16 protein-coding genes are annotated in these 14,583 nt (G+C 62.4%); 2 read left to right on the forward strand and 14 right to left on the reverse strand.

The window, feature by feature from the left end; genetic code table 11:
* Positions 1 to 42: 42 nt before the first annotated feature.
* The 4 genes from groL to CORTU0001_RS01480 all read right to left on the reverse strand — a co-directional run bounded on the left by groL (position 43) and on the right by CORTU0001_RS01480 (position 3,978).
* Entirely contained in the window at positions 43 to 1,659 is a 1,617-nt protein-coding gene (gene groL, locus CORTU0001_RS01465) for a chaperonin GroEL (protein WP_005326837.1), read from the reverse strand.
* A gap of 8 nt (positions 1,660 to 1,667) precedes the next feature.
* Entirely contained in the window at positions 1,668 to 1,961 is a 294-nt protein-coding gene (gene groES / locus CORTU0001_RS01470; protein WP_005322702.1) for a co-chaperone GroES, read from the reverse strand.
* Positions 1,962 to 2,147: 186 nt separating this feature from the next.
* The gene (locus CORTU0001_RS01475; RefSeq protein ID WP_005326839.1) at positions 2,148 to 3,389 is read right to left on the reverse strand and encodes an FtsX-like permease family protein; all 1,242 of its coding nucleotides are present in this window, start codon (positions 3,387 to 3,389) and stop codon (positions 2,148 to 2,150) included.
* Positions 3,373 to 3,978 carry an ABC transporter ATP-binding protein gene (locus CORTU0001_RS01480; RefSeq protein ID WP_005326841.1) on the reverse strand — a complete coding sequence of 202 codons (606 nt, stop codon included), beginning with the start codon at positions 3,976 to 3,978 and terminating at the stop codon, positions 3,373 to 3,375. The genes CORTU0001_RS01475 and CORTU0001_RS01480 overlap by 17 nt, the downstream gene beginning before the upstream one ends.
* A gap of 112 nt (positions 3,979 to 4,090) precedes the next feature.
* Between CORTU0001_RS01480 and CORTU0001_RS01485 the strand changes: the two genes are divergently transcribed.
* Positions 4,091 to 5,233, forward strand: coding sequence for a sensor histidine kinase (locus tag CORTU0001_RS01485; RefSeq protein WP_005326843.1), 1,143 nt, complete (start codon positions 4,091 to 4,093; stop codon positions 5,231 to 5,233).
* Complete coding sequence (locus tag CORTU0001_RS01490) at positions 5,230 to 5,865, forward strand: response regulator (protein WP_005326844.1); 636 nt, start codon at positions 5,230 to 5,232, stop codon at positions 5,863 to 5,865. The genes CORTU0001_RS01485 and CORTU0001_RS01490 overlap by 4 nt, the downstream gene beginning before the upstream one ends.
* A gap of 18 nt (positions 5,866 to 5,883) precedes the next feature.
* Here the strand turns inward: CORTU0001_RS01490 and CORTU0001_RS01495 are convergent, their stop codons facing one another.
* From CORTU0001_RS01495 to CORTU0001_RS01540, 10 genes are all read right to left on the reverse strand, one after another.
* Positions 5,884 to 7,356, reverse strand: coding sequence for a purple acid phosphatase family protein (locus tag CORTU0001_RS01495; protein ID WP_005326846.1), 1,473 nt, complete (start codon positions 7,354 to 7,356; stop codon positions 5,884 to 5,886).
* Positions 7,357 to 7,479: 123 nt separating this feature from the next.
* Positions 7,480 to 7,908: a hypothetical protein gene (locus CORTU0001_RS01500; protein ID WP_005326848.1), complete on the reverse strand. Its 429-nt coding sequence runs from the start codon at positions 7,906 to 7,908 to the stop codon at positions 7,480 to 7,482.
* A gap of 91 nt (positions 7,909 to 7,999) precedes the next feature.
* A complete protein-coding gene (gene tsaD, locus CORTU0001_RS01505; RefSeq protein ID WP_005326850.1) occupies positions 8,000 to 9,043 on the reverse strand; it encodes a tRNA (adenosine(37)-N6)-threonylcarbamoyltransferase complex transferase subunit TsaD in 1,044 nt (347 codons plus the stop codon).
* A gap of 9 nt (positions 9,044 to 9,052) precedes the next feature.
* Complete coding sequence (gene rimI / locus CORTU0001_RS01510) at positions 9,053 to 9,541, reverse strand: ribosomal protein S18-alanine N-acetyltransferase (RefSeq protein WP_005326852.1); 489 nt, start codon at positions 9,539 to 9,541, stop codon at positions 9,053 to 9,055.
* Complete coding sequence (gene tsaB / locus CORTU0001_RS01515; protein ID WP_005326854.1) at positions 9,538 to 10,245, reverse strand: tRNA (adenosine(37)-N6)-threonylcarbamoyltransferase complex dimerization subunit type 1 TsaB; 708 nt, start codon at positions 10,243 to 10,245, stop codon at positions 9,538 to 9,540. Before tsaB ends, rimI begins: the two co-directional genes overlap by 4 nt.
* Positions 10,245 to 10,754 (reverse strand): hypothetical protein, encoded by a 510-nt coding sequence (locus CORTU0001_RS01520; protein WP_005326856.1) that lies wholly within the window; start codon positions 10,752 to 10,754, stop codon positions 10,245 to 10,247. Before CORTU0001_RS01520 ends, tsaB begins: the two co-directional genes overlap by 1 nt.
* A gap of 163 nt (positions 10,755 to 10,917) precedes the next feature.
* Positions 10,918 to 12,507: an aspartate:alanine exchanger family transporter gene (locus tag CORTU0001_RS01525; protein ID WP_005326857.1), complete on the reverse strand. Its 1,590-nt coding sequence runs from the start codon at positions 12,505 to 12,507 to the stop codon at positions 10,918 to 10,920.
* An 89-nt stretch (positions 12,508 to 12,596) separates the two neighbouring features.
* Positions 12,597 to 13,097 (reverse strand): tRNA (adenosine(37)-N6)-threonylcarbamoyltransferase complex ATPase subunit type 1 TsaE, encoded by a 501-nt coding sequence (gene tsaE, locus CORTU0001_RS01530; RefSeq protein WP_005326859.1) that lies wholly within the window; start codon positions 13,095 to 13,097, stop codon positions 12,597 to 12,599.
* Complete coding sequence (gene alr / locus CORTU0001_RS01535; RefSeq protein WP_084771593.1) at positions 13,087 to 14,184, reverse strand: alanine racemase; 1,098 nt, start codon at positions 14,182 to 14,184, stop codon at positions 13,087 to 13,089. The genes tsaE and alr overlap by 11 nt, the downstream gene beginning before the upstream one ends.
* An 88-nt stretch (positions 14,185 to 14,272) precedes the next feature.
* Positions 14,273 to 14,583: ATP-binding cassette domain-containing protein (locus CORTU0001_RS01540; protein WP_034667878.1), on the reverse strand; the 311-nt coding region annotated here is incomplete at its 5' end.

Consider the following 14,583-nt stretch of genomic DNA (forward strand, 5'->3'; position numbering starts at 1 on the left):
AACCCGCCGCGCGGCAAGCGGGGCGGGCGATGCTGGGAAGGTTTAGTGCTGGTGGCCGTGACCGGCGTCAGCAGGCTGCTCTTCCTGTGGCTTTTCCACCACGGAGGCCTCGGTGGTCAGAACCATGCGGGCCACGGAGGTGGCGTTGACCACGGCGGAGTGGGTGACCTTCACCGGGTCGATGATGCCGTTATCGATGAGGTTGCCGTACTCGAGAGTATTGGCGTTGAAGCCCTCACCGTTGGACATCTCGGCGACGCGGGAGACGACGACGGCGCCGTCGAGGCCAGCGTTTTCGGCGATCCAGAACGCCGGGCGGGTCAGGGCGCGGGCGACGGCGAGAACGCCGACCTTAGCCTCGCCCTCGAAGCCCTCGGCGAAGGACTCGAGTTCCTTGGAGATCTGGACCAGCACGGAGCCGCCGCCGGCGATGACGCCCTCTTCGACGGCCGCGCGGGCCGCGTTGATGGCGTCTTCGACGCGCAGCTTGCGCTCGTTGACCTCGGTCTCGGTAGCCGCACCGACGCGGATGACGGCCACGCCGCCGGAGAGCTTAGCCAGGCGCTCCTCGAGCTTTTCCTTATCCCAGGTGGAATCGGTGCGCTCGATGTCGCGGCGAATGTGCTCGCGGCGCTCCTCTACTGCTTCAGCGGTGCCGCCGCCATCGACGATGACGGTGTCATCCTTGGTGATGGTCACGCGGCGAGCGGAACCGAGCACGTCGAGGCCAGCCTCGTTGAGGTTGACGCCCACCTCTGGGTCGATGACGGTGGCGCCGGTAACGACGGCCAGGTCATCCATGAACCCCTTGCGGCGCTCGCCAAAGTACGGAGCCTTAACGGCCGCGACCTTGAGCACCTTGCGGATGGAGTTGACGACGAGCGCCTGCAGCGGCTCGCCCTCGATGTCCTCCGCGATGATGAGGGTCGGGCGATTGGTCTCGGCGATCTTCTCCAGCAGCGGCAGGAAGTCCGGCAGGGAGGAGATCTTGTTGCGGACGAGCAATACTGCGGCGTCGTCCAGCACGGCGTGGTAGGTCTCTTCCTCCGTAGCGAAGTACGGGGAAAGGTAGCCCTTGTCAAAGGAAATACCCTCGGTGACGTCGACGGCGGAGTCGATGGTCTGGGATTCCTCGACGGTGACAACGCCGTCCTTGCCCACCTTGTCCATGGCGCCGGCAACCATCTCGCCAACCTCCGGGTCGCGGGAGGAGACGGTGGCTACCTGGGCGATTTCAGAGGAGGAGTTGACCGCGGTAGCGCGGGCCTTGAGCTCCTCGACGGCCTTTTCGGCCGCCGCCGCGATGCCGCGGTTGAGCTCGATGGGGTTGGCGCCGGCCGCTACGTTGCGCAGGCCCTCGAAGATGAGCGCCTGGGCCAGCAAGGTAGCGGTGGTGGTGCCATCACCTGCGGTGTCATTGGTCTTGACCGCAACGGACTTGACCAGCTGCGCGCCGAGGTTCTCGAAGGGCTCCTCGATGTCAATATCGCGGGCGATGGTCACGCCGTCATTGGTGACGGTGGGGCCACCGAAAGCCTTGGACAGCACGACGTTGCGGCCGCGCGGGCCGAGAGTAACCTTGACGGCATCAGCCAGCGTATCGACGCCGCGCTGGATTCCCTCGCGGGCTTCTTGGTCGAATGCAATAAGCTTTGCCATAAGTGGGCCTACTTCTCGATGACGGCGAGCAGGTCACGGGAGGACAGCAGCAGGTACTCCTCACCGTTGTACTTCAGCTCGGTGCCGCCGTACTTGGAAAAGACAACGGTATCGCCCTCGTTGACGCCTACCGGGGTGACCTCACCCTTGTCGTTGGTGCGGCCTGGGCCTACTGCAACGACGGTAGCTTCCTGCGGCTTTTCCTTGGCGGAATCCGGGATAACCAGGCCGGAAGCGGTGGTGGTTTCAGCTTCTACGATCTGTACGAGGACGCGGTCCTCGAGAGGCTTGATGTTTGCCATGATGTTTCCTCCGTAGTGTTCGTCTGCGCGCCGGTATGGCGCGCGCGTGCCGGTTGTGGATGTCCAGCACAGCCGTCGTCGCGGGTGAACAACTGTGGGTCAAACAACCTGATTAGCACTCTACCCTCGTGACTGCTAACCCTCAACAATGACCCGGCCCACATTCCGACACCCTCAGCGATCCCTTCAGCCCTCTCGTTGCCCGGCGCGGACAAAGCCGGCCAGCGCCAGCTTGACGACGCCCACGGCGATAAACATGGCACCAAAAATCACGGCGAAGGCCGGCCACCACAGCTCGTCTACCAGCGTTCGGCCGAAGGAAACCTGTGGGGTGAGCAGGTGGTGGAGTGGGAGGAGCGTCGCCAAGCACAGCGCCCAGACCACGCCGGCCGCAGTCAGGGTGAGGCACGCCGCCTCCCCTACTTGCACGCGCGCCCAGGCCGAGGGAGTGGCGCCAGCCAGCGTGAGGCCGCGGATATCGGAGGCGATGCGCCCGCGCATGAGCAGTGAGGTAAGCACGGCGCCCACGATGCTGGGGGCAAAGACCGGCCCTAAAAGGGCGACAAAGACCTGCCACGAGGACAAGGTGCCGCCGACGCCTGCATCGTTTCCAAAGCGCAGGCCCGAGCCGACGGCGACGATAAAGCCGCCGAGGAGCACCCACGGCACGATGTGTGGGGTGGAAAAGTGCCGGCGCACCCGCACGTTGGCCCCAGCGATGCCGGCCGCGCGGGTCCATTGGTCGATACCGGGCATGAGCCAAGGTAAGAAGAGGGCGACGAGGATGACGAGCCCCATCTCGGCCGACAAGAGGTCACCCGGGTCATCGATGTGCAGGCACCCGTAGACCGTGCCGCCGATAGCCGCGGCCGCAAGCAGGAATTTCACCAGAAGCCACATCGGGTGTGCGGGAGTACGCGGCCGGAACACGCGGCGCAGCGGAGGCAGCGCACCAACCAGGGCCGCGGACGTGCAGACGGATACCGCAATGGCGGTGACCTGGCCGGTAACGGCGATATCCGGCATGGGGATGCCGTCGCTGCGCAGGGCGCGCACGCACGGGTCAAGCAGAGGTCGGGCCGGCAGCACGCCGAGAAATCCGGCAGCCGCGCTGACCGCTGCGACTTGGCCCAGAATGAAGGCAACAATCATCCACCCGGGCATGCCCACCATGCGCCAAGAACGGTAGACCGGCTCGCGCTCGGCGATGATAAGGCGCATCTGCGATAGTGTCACCAACACCACCACGCACAGGGCCATGCCCAGCACCGTGCCACCCAGCGGGCCGGCGGGATTTTCTTCGGCCCCGGAGGAGGCAACCAGCATGGCCAGCGCCAGGGTGCACGAGGTGGAAGACACCACCAGGGTCAGCGCCACGGCCAGCCACGATAGCCAATTGGACTGTAAGTCCTTAAGCCACACCAGCATGGGCCACCTCCTCTAAGGAGATGATCCTGTCGGCCGCCTCAGCGGCGAGGTGCGAGTGGGTCACCATGACCACGCTGGCGCCATCGCGGGCGGCGGCGCGCAGGTGGGAAAGGACGGTGGATGCGGTGGCGTCGTCAAGCGCGCCCGTAGGCTCGTCGGCGAAGATATAGGGCGCCTGGGCCAGCAGTGCCCGGGCGACGGCCACACGTTGCTGCTGCCCGCCGGAAAGCTGCGCGGGCAGGCGGCGCTCCAACCCGCTAAGGCCGAGCGAGTCAAAGACCTCCGCCACCTTGCCGCGTGTAGGGCGCCGGCCGGAAAAGCGCGCGGTCAAGGTGGCATTGCGCTGGGCGTTGAGGGATTCCAGCAGGTTATAGTCCTGGAAAACAAAGGCTCGCTGCTTGCGCCCCGGCGCATTGACTCGGCCGGAGGTGGGCTTATCGAGCCCGGATAGCAGGTTCAACAGCGTGGTTTTTCCGCTGCCGGAAGGTCCCATGATGGCGACGAATTCGCTCGGGGCGATGGACACAGTGACGCGATTGAGCACAGTGCGGCGGCCGTAGCGCTTGCTGAGGTTATCTGCTTTTAACATGCCTTTGATTCCACTCGGCCGCGCAGAAGAAAGACATGGAGTGGGCCGCCCAGAAAATGGTAGAGCTAGCTCTACTGCCCCACCCTGGGTAAGGCGGCTAGGCTCATGGGTTATGCGAACCCTCAAAGCCTGCGCGTGGAGCCTCGTCCTCGGCGCGCTATTTATCCCGGCGTTGGTGGTTTCGGTGCTGATGCTGCCGTGGATTCCGCTGGTGGGACGCGCCGCGGAATTTGTCGGCCGGTTGGGTGCGCGGTGGATGGGCGTGGAGATCCCACCTCGGCGCGCAGGCCGGTGGTTTGATTGGCAGCAGTTTTATCACCTTATTGTGCAGCTATTGATTTCGGCTGCCTGCTTTGCCGCGTGGACTGCCGTGGGCTTTTCGGCGGGCGTGCTGGCAATTGCGCCGTTCGTGCCAAATACCGAATTCTTCTTTGGTGGGTGGTCTACCTCCAACCGGCCGCTCATTTTCTTTACCTGCTGGCTCACCGCGGCGCTGCTGGTGGCTTTATTGGTAGGACTTAACCGCCTCTTGGTCTTGGCGTCAACCTCGCTAACCCGGCTGGCGTTGAGCCCTTCGGCCGAGGAGTTGTCGGCCTCGCGCGCCACGCTTATCGATGCCTTTTCCGGCGAGCGCCGCCGCATCGAACGCGAGCTGCACGATGGCCCACAGCAGTACCTCACCGCACTCAAGCTCAACCTGGCCGCGGCGAAATTGCAGGCCCCTCCCGAGGCGCAACCGGCCCTGGCCGATGCGGAACATAATGCCTCATTGGCCTTGGCCTCCCTGCGGGCGACGGTGCGCGGCATTGCCCCGCAGGTGCTTTTTGACGCCGGACTTATCCCCGCCCTCGACGAACTCCTCGCCCACTCCGGACTGGAGGCAGAACTACACGTCGAAGGCGCCGAGCGCTCAGTGGATGAAACCACTGCCCTGCTGGCTTACCACGCGGTGGCCGAGGCGCTTACCAATGCTTCCAAGCATGGCGCGGCCACCCAGGCGACGGTAACGGTTGCTTTCGGGCAGACGTTGCGCCTAGACATCGTTGATAATGGCACCGGACCCTGCCCCGGCCCCGGAGCTGACTTCGGCCCCGCAGCCAAGAAGCCAGGTGAGCCGGGCACCGGTCTCGCCGGGCTGCGCGAGCGCGCCGCCGCACTGGGCGGAACGGTGAACTTTTCGGCAGCAGATGACGCGGCTGCGCGCGAACGCGGTGGCCGACTGCAGGTCGAATTACCGCTGAAGGAGGCGGAATGAAACTACTACTGGCGGAAGATTCCGCGCTATTGCGCGCGGGGCTCGAGCAGCTACTTAGCGCCTTGGGCCACAGCGTTACGGCGGCCACGGATGCCGAAGAACTGCGCGCTATTGCCGGGCAGGAAGATTTTGACCTGATTATCAGCGATGTGCGCATGCCACCGACCATGACCGACGATGGTCTGCGCGCCGTGCATGACCTGCGTGCCGCCAATCCCACCCAGCCGGTGGTGGTGTTGAGCCAATACGTAGCGGCAAGCTACCTCGACCGACTCTTGGAACACGGCGGCTTTGGCTACCTGCTCAAGGAGCGTGTTTCTGATGTAGAAGAATTCGTGCGCACGCTAGACGAGGTCGCCCGCGGCGGCACCGTGGTGGACCCAGAGGTCGTAACTGCGCTGCTGTCGGCGCGGCGTACCGGCCTATCCCAGCTCACCGCCCGCGAGCGGGAGGTGCTGGGGCTTATGGCCCAAGGATTGAGCAATAAAGAAATTGAAGACACGCTCGTTCTTACCGCCGGAGCGGTAAGCAAGCATGTCTCCAATGTGTTTATGAAGCTCGGGTTTCGGCCCGAGGATTCCAACCGGCGGGTCAAGGCCGTATTAGCGTGGCTGCGCCATACAGAGCGCTAGCCAATGGGGCGACGCTAGCTACTTCTTCGAGCTGAGCCCGCCGAAAATATCGCTGGAACTCAGGGAGCTGCCGCCCTCCGGATCCTTGGGCGTCTCAGGGGTATCCGGGTCGGCGGATCCGGTGGACTCGGTGGAGTCTGCGGGGTCGGTGGCGTCGTCGGCAGGCGCAGCGCCGCGATCCTTCTTCTTGAGGGAAACCTTGTCCACCAGCGTGTTATCGCCTTCGTTGAAGGTGGTGAAGGTGAGCTTGTCATCGGAGACGTCCACGCGCATGTAGTCCTCGGTGTAGTCCTGGCGCCACATGGCGGTGGACTCGTGGGCAAGCTTTGGATCGATGGTCTCCATGCGCGCGCCCTTGTGCTTTTTGTTATTCACGTCGGTGAAGTCGTAGTACTTGCCACCGCCCGCGGTGGTGGTGGTCAAGTACAGCGCCTCGCCATCCTTGGGCTCGAGAACGTCGCCGCGCTGCGGCTTCTTTTCAGGCAGGACCGGCTTATTGTTCTTCATCAGGTGGCTGCGGGTGTAGATGTGGTCGTGGCCGGAGAGCACGGCATCGACATTGAGTTCAGACAGCACCGGGGTGAGCTTCTCGCGCAGGTTGGTGACGTCCTTATCAAAGTGATGCGAGCCCTGGGAGTACGGGCCGTGGTGCATGCCGACGACGATCCAGTCATTATCCGCGCCGCGGGATTCGATGGCCTCGCGCAGGAACTGCTCGTGGCGGGCGATATCGGCGTCGGAAGAAGCATTGGAGTCCAGGCCGATAAAGAGTACGTTATTGCGCTCGAAGTAGTGGTCGCGGATATCGTCCGCCTGATGCGGGTTGGAGAAATGCTCATCATGATGCTTCATGGTGAGGTTATAAGTCTCGTGATTGCCCGGGACCGTGTTGGTGGGGATGTGACGGATCTCCGGGGCGGAGAAGTACGCATCGTACTGCGGTACCTGCGCACCCCAGCCCTCAACCTGGTCACCCAGGGACCAGATCATGCTGGCATTCGGCACGTGGGAGGCCGCGTGACCAATGGTCTTGCGCCACTGTTCGGCTTGGTCATCCACCTTGAGGTCCACGCCGATCTGCGGGTCGGCGACGGTAAGGAAGGACCAGTCATCGCCGTTGGAGCCGGTGTTGAAGGTCTCTGGTTCGGACCAGCCGCCTTCCTCGGAGCCGACGCGGTAGGAGTACTCAGTATCCGGCTGCAGGTTGGTAGCGGTGGCGAACTGGGACTTGTACAGCAAGGCGCCAAAGTCGCGCTCGTCGGCTTGGAAGGTCGTGGTGCCTTCTGGGCCGGTAACCTCGAGGACCTCGTCTGCCTTGGACTTGGTGCGCCAAGTGACCATGACCTGGGATTCATCCTCGCCCGGCTGCAGGATGGTGCGGTAGATGGGCGAATCAGCGGCCAGCGCCGGGGTGGCGGGCACGATGGTGGCGGCACCGCCCACGGCAAGGGCGGTAACGAAGGAGGCGACGAAGCGCGATGATCGAAGCATACAGTTTTCACCTTTTGGAGTCTTAGAAAAAGCAGTACGGCTCCCTAGGACACCATAAGAATGTGAACACCGTATTACGAGCGCGCGAAAAGCGTTTGAACCCTACCTGTGAGGGGCTGGGGTTTAGAGGCTCTTATCGGAGTTGATAACGGCCGCGCGCCAGAGGGTGTATTCCTCCGGGTTATCTTCGCGGTAGTTCTTCACTGCGCGAATGCCCTGTTCCACGGATTCGATGACGGTATCGATGGTGGTGTCTTCGCCCTCGGCATCAACGAAAATGACGGGGCCGCAGATGGAGCGGATGGGGTCCTGCAGGAAGGCGGCGTTGCCGGTGGCGGCTGCGTTGCGTGCCAGGGAGGCTACCGGGTTCGGCTCGGCGCCTTCGGCCTTAGCTTCTGGGTTGTAGAGTGCGGCGTAGGTGGTGCCGTCTTCCTGGAAAACAACGGAGACGCGATCCTCGGTGGTGCCGCCCAGGAACTGGTTGGCGTGCTCCAGCTCGAACTCGAGCTTGCGGCGGGTGAGATCAGGGTTGACAAGGAAACCGACGGTCATGAGAGAAAGCTCCTTCAGAAAGCCAAGAGGGCATGAACGCTCTTTAGAGTACCGGCCCACTGCCCCGCCTGCAGCGCGAGCGAGAAGAACTTTAGGTTAACTGCGGCTCTTCTACATCCAGCTGGGTATCGGTGCCTACGCCGAGACCAGAGGGCTGGGCGCCTTCGTGGATGAGCTGCGCGCCGATGGCCGCGATCATCACGCCGTTATCGGTGCACAGGGAAAAGCGCGGCACGCGCAGTTCCACCCCGGCGGCGGCGCAGCGCTCGGCGGCCAGCTCGCGCAGGCGGGAATTAGCGGCCACGCCGCCTCCCAATAACAGCACGCGGGCGCCGGTGTCCTCGCAGGCACGCACGGCCTTGGCAGTCAGGACATCGGCCACGGCTTCTTGGAAACTGGCGCATACATCTTCCACGCTGATGGTCTCCCCTGCCTTTTCGGCGCGTTCCACGTAGCGGGCCACGGAGGTCTTGAGCCCGGAGAAGGAAAAGTCGTGGCGGTGTGGGCCGCGCAGATCCTCGGCGCGGGACATGCCGCGTGGGAAGTCGATGGTGGCCTCGCCGCGGGCAGCGAGCTTATCAATCACCGGGCCGCCCGGGTAGCCCAAACCAAGGAGGCGGGAGACTTTGTCGTAGGCTTCACCGGCGGCGTCGTCAAGCGTAGAGCCCAACTCGCGCATGGGCTTGCCGACGGCCTCTACCTCCAACAGCTGCGTATGCCCGCCCGAGACCAAGAGGGCCACCGAGTGCGGCAGCTCTTCGCCTTCCAGGTTGGCCACCGCAACGTGGCCGCCGAGGTGGTTAACGCCGTAGAAAGGCACGCCCCAGGCCGCGGCATAGGCCTTGGCGGCCGAGGCTCCCACCAGCAAGGCACCGGCCAGGCCAGGTCCCACGGTGGCGGCGATGGCATCCGGCTTTTCGATGCCCGCCTCATTCAGCGCCGCTTGCATGACCTGCGGCATGGCCTCAAGGTGGGCACGGGAGGCGATTTCCGGGACGACGCCGCCGAAACGCGCATGCTGCTCCATGGAGGAAGCAACGGCGTTAGCGATGATCTCCATGTGGCCGTCCTCGCGCAGCTCGACGATGCCCACGCCGGTTTCATCGCAGGAGGACTCGATACCCATGATCTTCATGACTGCTCCTTAATCTTCTGGGCGATCGGACTGACGCGGGCGCACCATCACGTGCGCATCCGCCCCGGAAGGTTGGTAATAGTTCTTGCGGATCCCCTGCTTGGCAAAGCCGTAGCGCTCATACAGGCCAATAGCGGGATCATTGCCCACGCGAACCTCGAGGAAGACCGGGGCGTCCTTGAGATCCGCGATATGGCAGATATTGTCCATCATCATCCGCGCGATGCCGCGGCGCTGCGCGGCGGGGTCGACGCCAATGGTGTGGATTTCAAACTCCGGGTCCGCGGCCGGGCCCATCATGCCGATGCCCGCATAGCCCAACAGCTTTACGGGCGTTGGTTCCTCGATCGCGCCTTCCACCCCGAGATAGAAGTTGAAGGGCTGGGCCATTTCTTCCCGGAAGATCCGGCTGGACCACGGAGTTTCGCCTGGAAAAAGGACCTCTTCCAGCTCGGCGCACCGGGGTGCATCGGCCGGGGTTAGCTCGCGCAGCCTCACAGCTCGACCTTCGGGATGGCGGCAGAAAGCTGTTGCTGCTTTGGCGGGACCGCATCTGGGCGGCGCAGGTACAGCGGCACGACGGGAGCCGGTTCTGCCTCGAGGTCGGCCGCGGCAACGAGGGCCGACGCGGTCGGATGGGCCGCGCGGTGCGGGAGGGCGGCGAATCGCTCGGGAAGTTGCCCAGCAAGGCGGTCAGGAATGATGACCTCGGCGGTGGAGGCAAGTTCCACCTCGAGTTCGGCCGGTTTCGTCACCGCAGGACCAGAAATGCGCTGCACGCCGGAGTCGGTAGCGCGGTAAGTGGCCCAGTAGATCTCTTTGCGGCGGGCGTCGGTAGCCACCAAGGCGGTCGCCTCGTCGGCCGCGGCGGCAGGTTCTACGTGGAGGTCGGCGGCGGCCGCGATGGCATCGTGGGTACAGATGCCGTGGAGGGGGATAGAAAGGGCGTCGGCAAGCGCGGAGGCCGTCGCCATACCCACGCGCAACCCGGTAAATGGTCCCGGGCCCACGCCGGTGACCACCGCATCGAGGTCGGAATATTCCATGCCCGCCTCTGCGAGGACCTCGGTGATGGTAGGAATGAGCAGCTCATTATGCGCGCGGGTATCCTCCAACACGCGCCCGGTGGTCTGCCCGGTGACGGTATCCACCACCCCGGTAACCAGGGCGGTGGTGGCCGTGTCGATCGCGAGGACGCGCATTAGGCAACCATCTTCCAGGTGCCATCCTCGCGCTGGAAGCCCAGCGGCTGGGTGCCCTGGATCATGGGAACGCCGCCATCAAGGCTCTGGCCCTGCTGCTCCATGGCCTTGACCTGCATGTCAATCATCTCGCACACCTCCACCTTTTTCGGATCCAGCTCTTCGATGAAGGGCTTAGCGCTCTGGGAAATGGCTACCGCGTAGCTCTTGCCTTCCGGCACCGCACCATCTTCAAAGGTGATGTTCTCGGTATCGATCTGTGCCTCTTTGACCTTGTCTTCGCGCATGCCCGGGCAGATGAAACCAATGGCGGGGTACTCCTCGCCATAGACATCGGTAGGCATGACGGTCATGACCTCCAAGTTATTTGGCGCCTTGGCCAGCGTGGAGGAGAGGTTGCCCTCCAGGTGGTTTTCCTCGCGCAGCGTGGAGGAGGCAAGAAGAACCATCATGACAACGATAAAGATGGCGATGATGACGGCAGTGAGGTTGCGAGCGAATTTAGTCATGGGGTGAGTATGGCTCCTTGAAAAATGTTTAAGTTTCAGGCGGGCGGCGGTAATTCTGGCAACCGATGCTACCTGGTTCACCGCAACACAAAACCCACAGGGTAGTGCCTGCCAGTGTAGGCGGGCGACCCTGTGGGTGAGTAATTAACGCGAGATATTGCCGCTATAGCAACAGCAAGAGCAATACCTGCGAGGCAATAATCTTGCCGATAATTGTGGTGGGATAGACCGTGGCCCATCCGCGGCCGGCCAACTCGGTGCCGGTTTGATCACGAATGTAGGCAAAGACTGCGGGGTTGGTGGTCATGCCGGCCGCACAACCCATGGCCTCGTCCCACTTCAGCTTGAGCACCAGCATGCCGATGACGCCGATCAAGATGGCGGAGACCAGCGTGATGATAAGGCCCACGCCCATGATGGTCAGGGAGGATGGATCCGTCAGGGCATCGCGGAAGGAGGCGCCGGCCGAGGTGCCCACGCCGGCCAGGAACAAGGTAAGGCCCATATTGGACAAGGTCTCACGGGTGTGGAATGGCATCTGCCAGTTCAACGGGCCGGTACGGTTGAGGTAGCCCAAGAGCAGGCCAACGACCACGGGGCCGCCACCGAAGCCCAGCTGCAGGGTGGAACCACCCGGCATTGGAATCGGAATGAGGCCAAGCAGCATACCCAAGGTCAGTCCGATGGCCATGGACAGCAGGTCCGCGTTACCCAATGCGGCCTCAGAGTCACCGAGGTATTTGCGCACGTACGGCAGGCGGCTCGGGCTGGTGACCACGCGAACGCGATCCGAGTAGTTGAGCACAGTGTCCGGGTGCGGCACGAGGTCCTTATCACCCTTGCGGATACGAGCGATGATAAAGCCGTGGTCGAGGGCCTTGATCTCGCGGATGGACTTACCGGCAATTTCCGGGTTGGACACGGTAACGCGGGTGTATTTCAGACCAGCGTCCTCGGTCAGCTCCACTGGGTGTTCTTCACCCAAGACCTCAATGGCCTTATCGACGGCCTCTTCGGAGCCGTTGAGCAGGTATGCTTCACCCTCGCACAGTGGCATTTCCGGGACGGCGAGGCGGTGGCGCTCCTCATCGGAGATGATACGAGTAGCCACTACGGTCTGGCCGGTAACGCGGTAGATATGGCCAGCGGTGTCATTGAAGTTCTTGGTCAGGCGCACGCCTTTGGCTACGAGCTCGGCGGGAATCATGCCCTCTGCGCGGGCATCTTCCTCATGGTTGGCTTTGACAACCTTGGCGCCAATGGCGGCAACGAGAATCGCGCCAATCACCGCGCCTGGGTAGGCCAAGGAGTAACCGACGACCGGGGTGGAATCGCCCACCATTTCCACCACGGCAGCCATGCCCGGCGTGGAGGAGAGCGAACCGGCGAACATACCGACGGCCTCTGGCACGCTCATGCCAAAGGCACGGATAAGGCCATAGCCAACGGCGACCAAAATAACCAGCATGCCCAGCATAAAGACGGTGAGCTTCCAGCCGCGGGTTTTAAACTCACGGACGAAGGAAGGCCCGAAGTTGAGGCCAATGGCATAAACGAAGATCGCCAGGCCAAATTGATAGACCAGCGGCGGAATTTGGATATCAGGATTGGCAGTAGATAGACCCAGTGCCACAAACATCGCGGCCGCGGCACCGAGAGAGATGCCGAAGATCTTGATCTTGCCAATCGCTAGACCCACCGCCATGATGACGAAGAGAGATAGCAAAGGACTTGAGGCGAGAAAATTCAACACCTTAATAGAATTACGTGGTGGTTATACCCGGATCAAGTTTGCTTTCTGGGATATTCATCACTTAATCCCCCTTAAGGTCAAGATATGTGCTATACAACACCTTGCCAAGACCATGTGAAGCGGCGAACATCCTCTTCTGCGCCGGCATAGTCCACCGGCTCGCGGTCAATGCTGATAAATAGGTAGCGCTCCGCAATCTGTTCCACGAGTCCCCCACCCCATTCGGCAATAACCACGGCGTCCTCTAGCTCCGTGTCCAGATCCAGCGCGTCGAGCTCCCCTAGCGGGTCCCCAGAATTAGCACCGCCTTCATCGAGCAGGCGGTAGGCATCCACGTGCACAAGGTCCGGCCCGCCCACCGTTGAGCGGTGCACGCGGGCGATAACGAAGGTTGGCGAGGTAACGCGACCTTTAACTTGCATGCCCTTGGCGACGCCCTGCGTCAGCGTCGTCTTTCCAGCCCCCAACGGCCCATCCAGGATCACTACATCGCCGGCTTCAAGCGCCGCACCCAGCTCTTCACCAAAGGCATAGGTGTCTTCCACCGTGGATAGGTCGCGGCTGCCGGATTCCGGGAAACTACTGCGCATCATCTTCTCCTATATATTCGCGTTCGGTGCGGCCATCGGGCAGGCACACCACCTCATAGTTGATGGTGCCTGCTGCCGCGGCGAGATCCGTGGCGGATACTCCCCCGTTGCCAAAGATCACGGCGTCTTGCCCCGTGTCCACGCCATGCGGGTTCTCACCTAAGTCCACCACGATCTGATCCATGCAGATTCTTCCTACTTGCGGGTAGAGGTGCCCACCAATGCCCACGTGCAAGTCGCCCTGATAGCCGCGCGGCAGGCCATCGGCATAGCCACAGTCCACCGTGGCCAAAAATCCCGGCTTATCCGCCTTCCATGTGAGTCCATAGCACGTGCCCTCACCCGCTTGAATGGGCTTGACGTTAAAAATCTGACCGGACCAGGTCATGGCCGGGCGCAGGCCATGCTCGCGCCCCTCGATGGGCTCCAAGCCATAGCAAGCGGCGCCGACGCGCACCTGCTCGAAATAAGAGGACGGACGTGTCAGCACTGCGGGCGAATTGGCCAGGTGATTGACCGGGCATTCCAAGCCAATCTCACGCGCGAGCTGCAGGGCCGTGCGGAACGCTTCCTCTTGGGCGTCATTGTGCGGATTATCCGGCTCATCGGCGCACGCAAAGTGGGACATGAGCCCAAGCACCTTGATGTGTGGGGCATCGCGCAGCACCTTAAAGGTCTCTGCCCAATCCCCTTCGTCCACACCGGAGCGGTGCATGCCGGTTTCCACCTTGACGTATACCTCGGCAGGAAAATCGGCCTTGACCAGCTTATGCGCCTGCTCAAGGGAGTTGACCGCTACCTCGATTCCATTGGCCAAGGCTTCTTCGAGGATTTCATCTGTTTGCCAAATCCACGCCACGATGGGCGCATCCACGCCCGCGCGGCGCAGGTTCACGGCTTCCCGCAGGGTGGCCACGCCAAAGCAATCCGCGCCGGCGCGCGCCATCACCGGCACAACCTTGGCCGCGCCGTGCCCATAAGCATCGGCCTTGACCACGCACATCAGCTTGACCTCCGGACCCACCTTTTCCTTGATGAGGCGGACGTTGTGCGCAATGGCGGAGAGATCAATCGTGGTTTTCAGCATGCCCACCATTGTGCCACTGCTCACCCTTGGGCTGAATTCGGGCAAGGTGTGCCGCACTGACTCGCGATACCTCCACCTTGGAGTCGGCTCATCCAATGTCCTCTATAGAAACTTGCCTCGTAAGTTTGATCCGCGAGCAGAAATCTTCATCATGGCTAACCACTAGCAATGCGCCCCGATAGTTTTTCAAAACTGAGACCAACCAATCAACAGTTGAAATATCAATGTTGTTAGTCGGCTCATCGAGCATTAGCAATTGCGGCGCCGGATCCGCTAAGAGCACTCTGGCGAATTCCGCCCTAAATCTTTCGCCTCCCGAGAGGGTCCCTGTCAACGCATGAACCGAGTCAGATTGAAACAACAACTGAGCTAGCTGATCACGGATGAACTGCGGATCCT

This window comes from Corynebacterium tuberculostearicum SK141, assembly GCF_000175635.1.
GTDB lineage: Bacteria > Actinomycetota > Actinomycetes > Mycobacteriales > Mycobacteriaceae > Corynebacterium > Corynebacterium tuberculostearicum_C.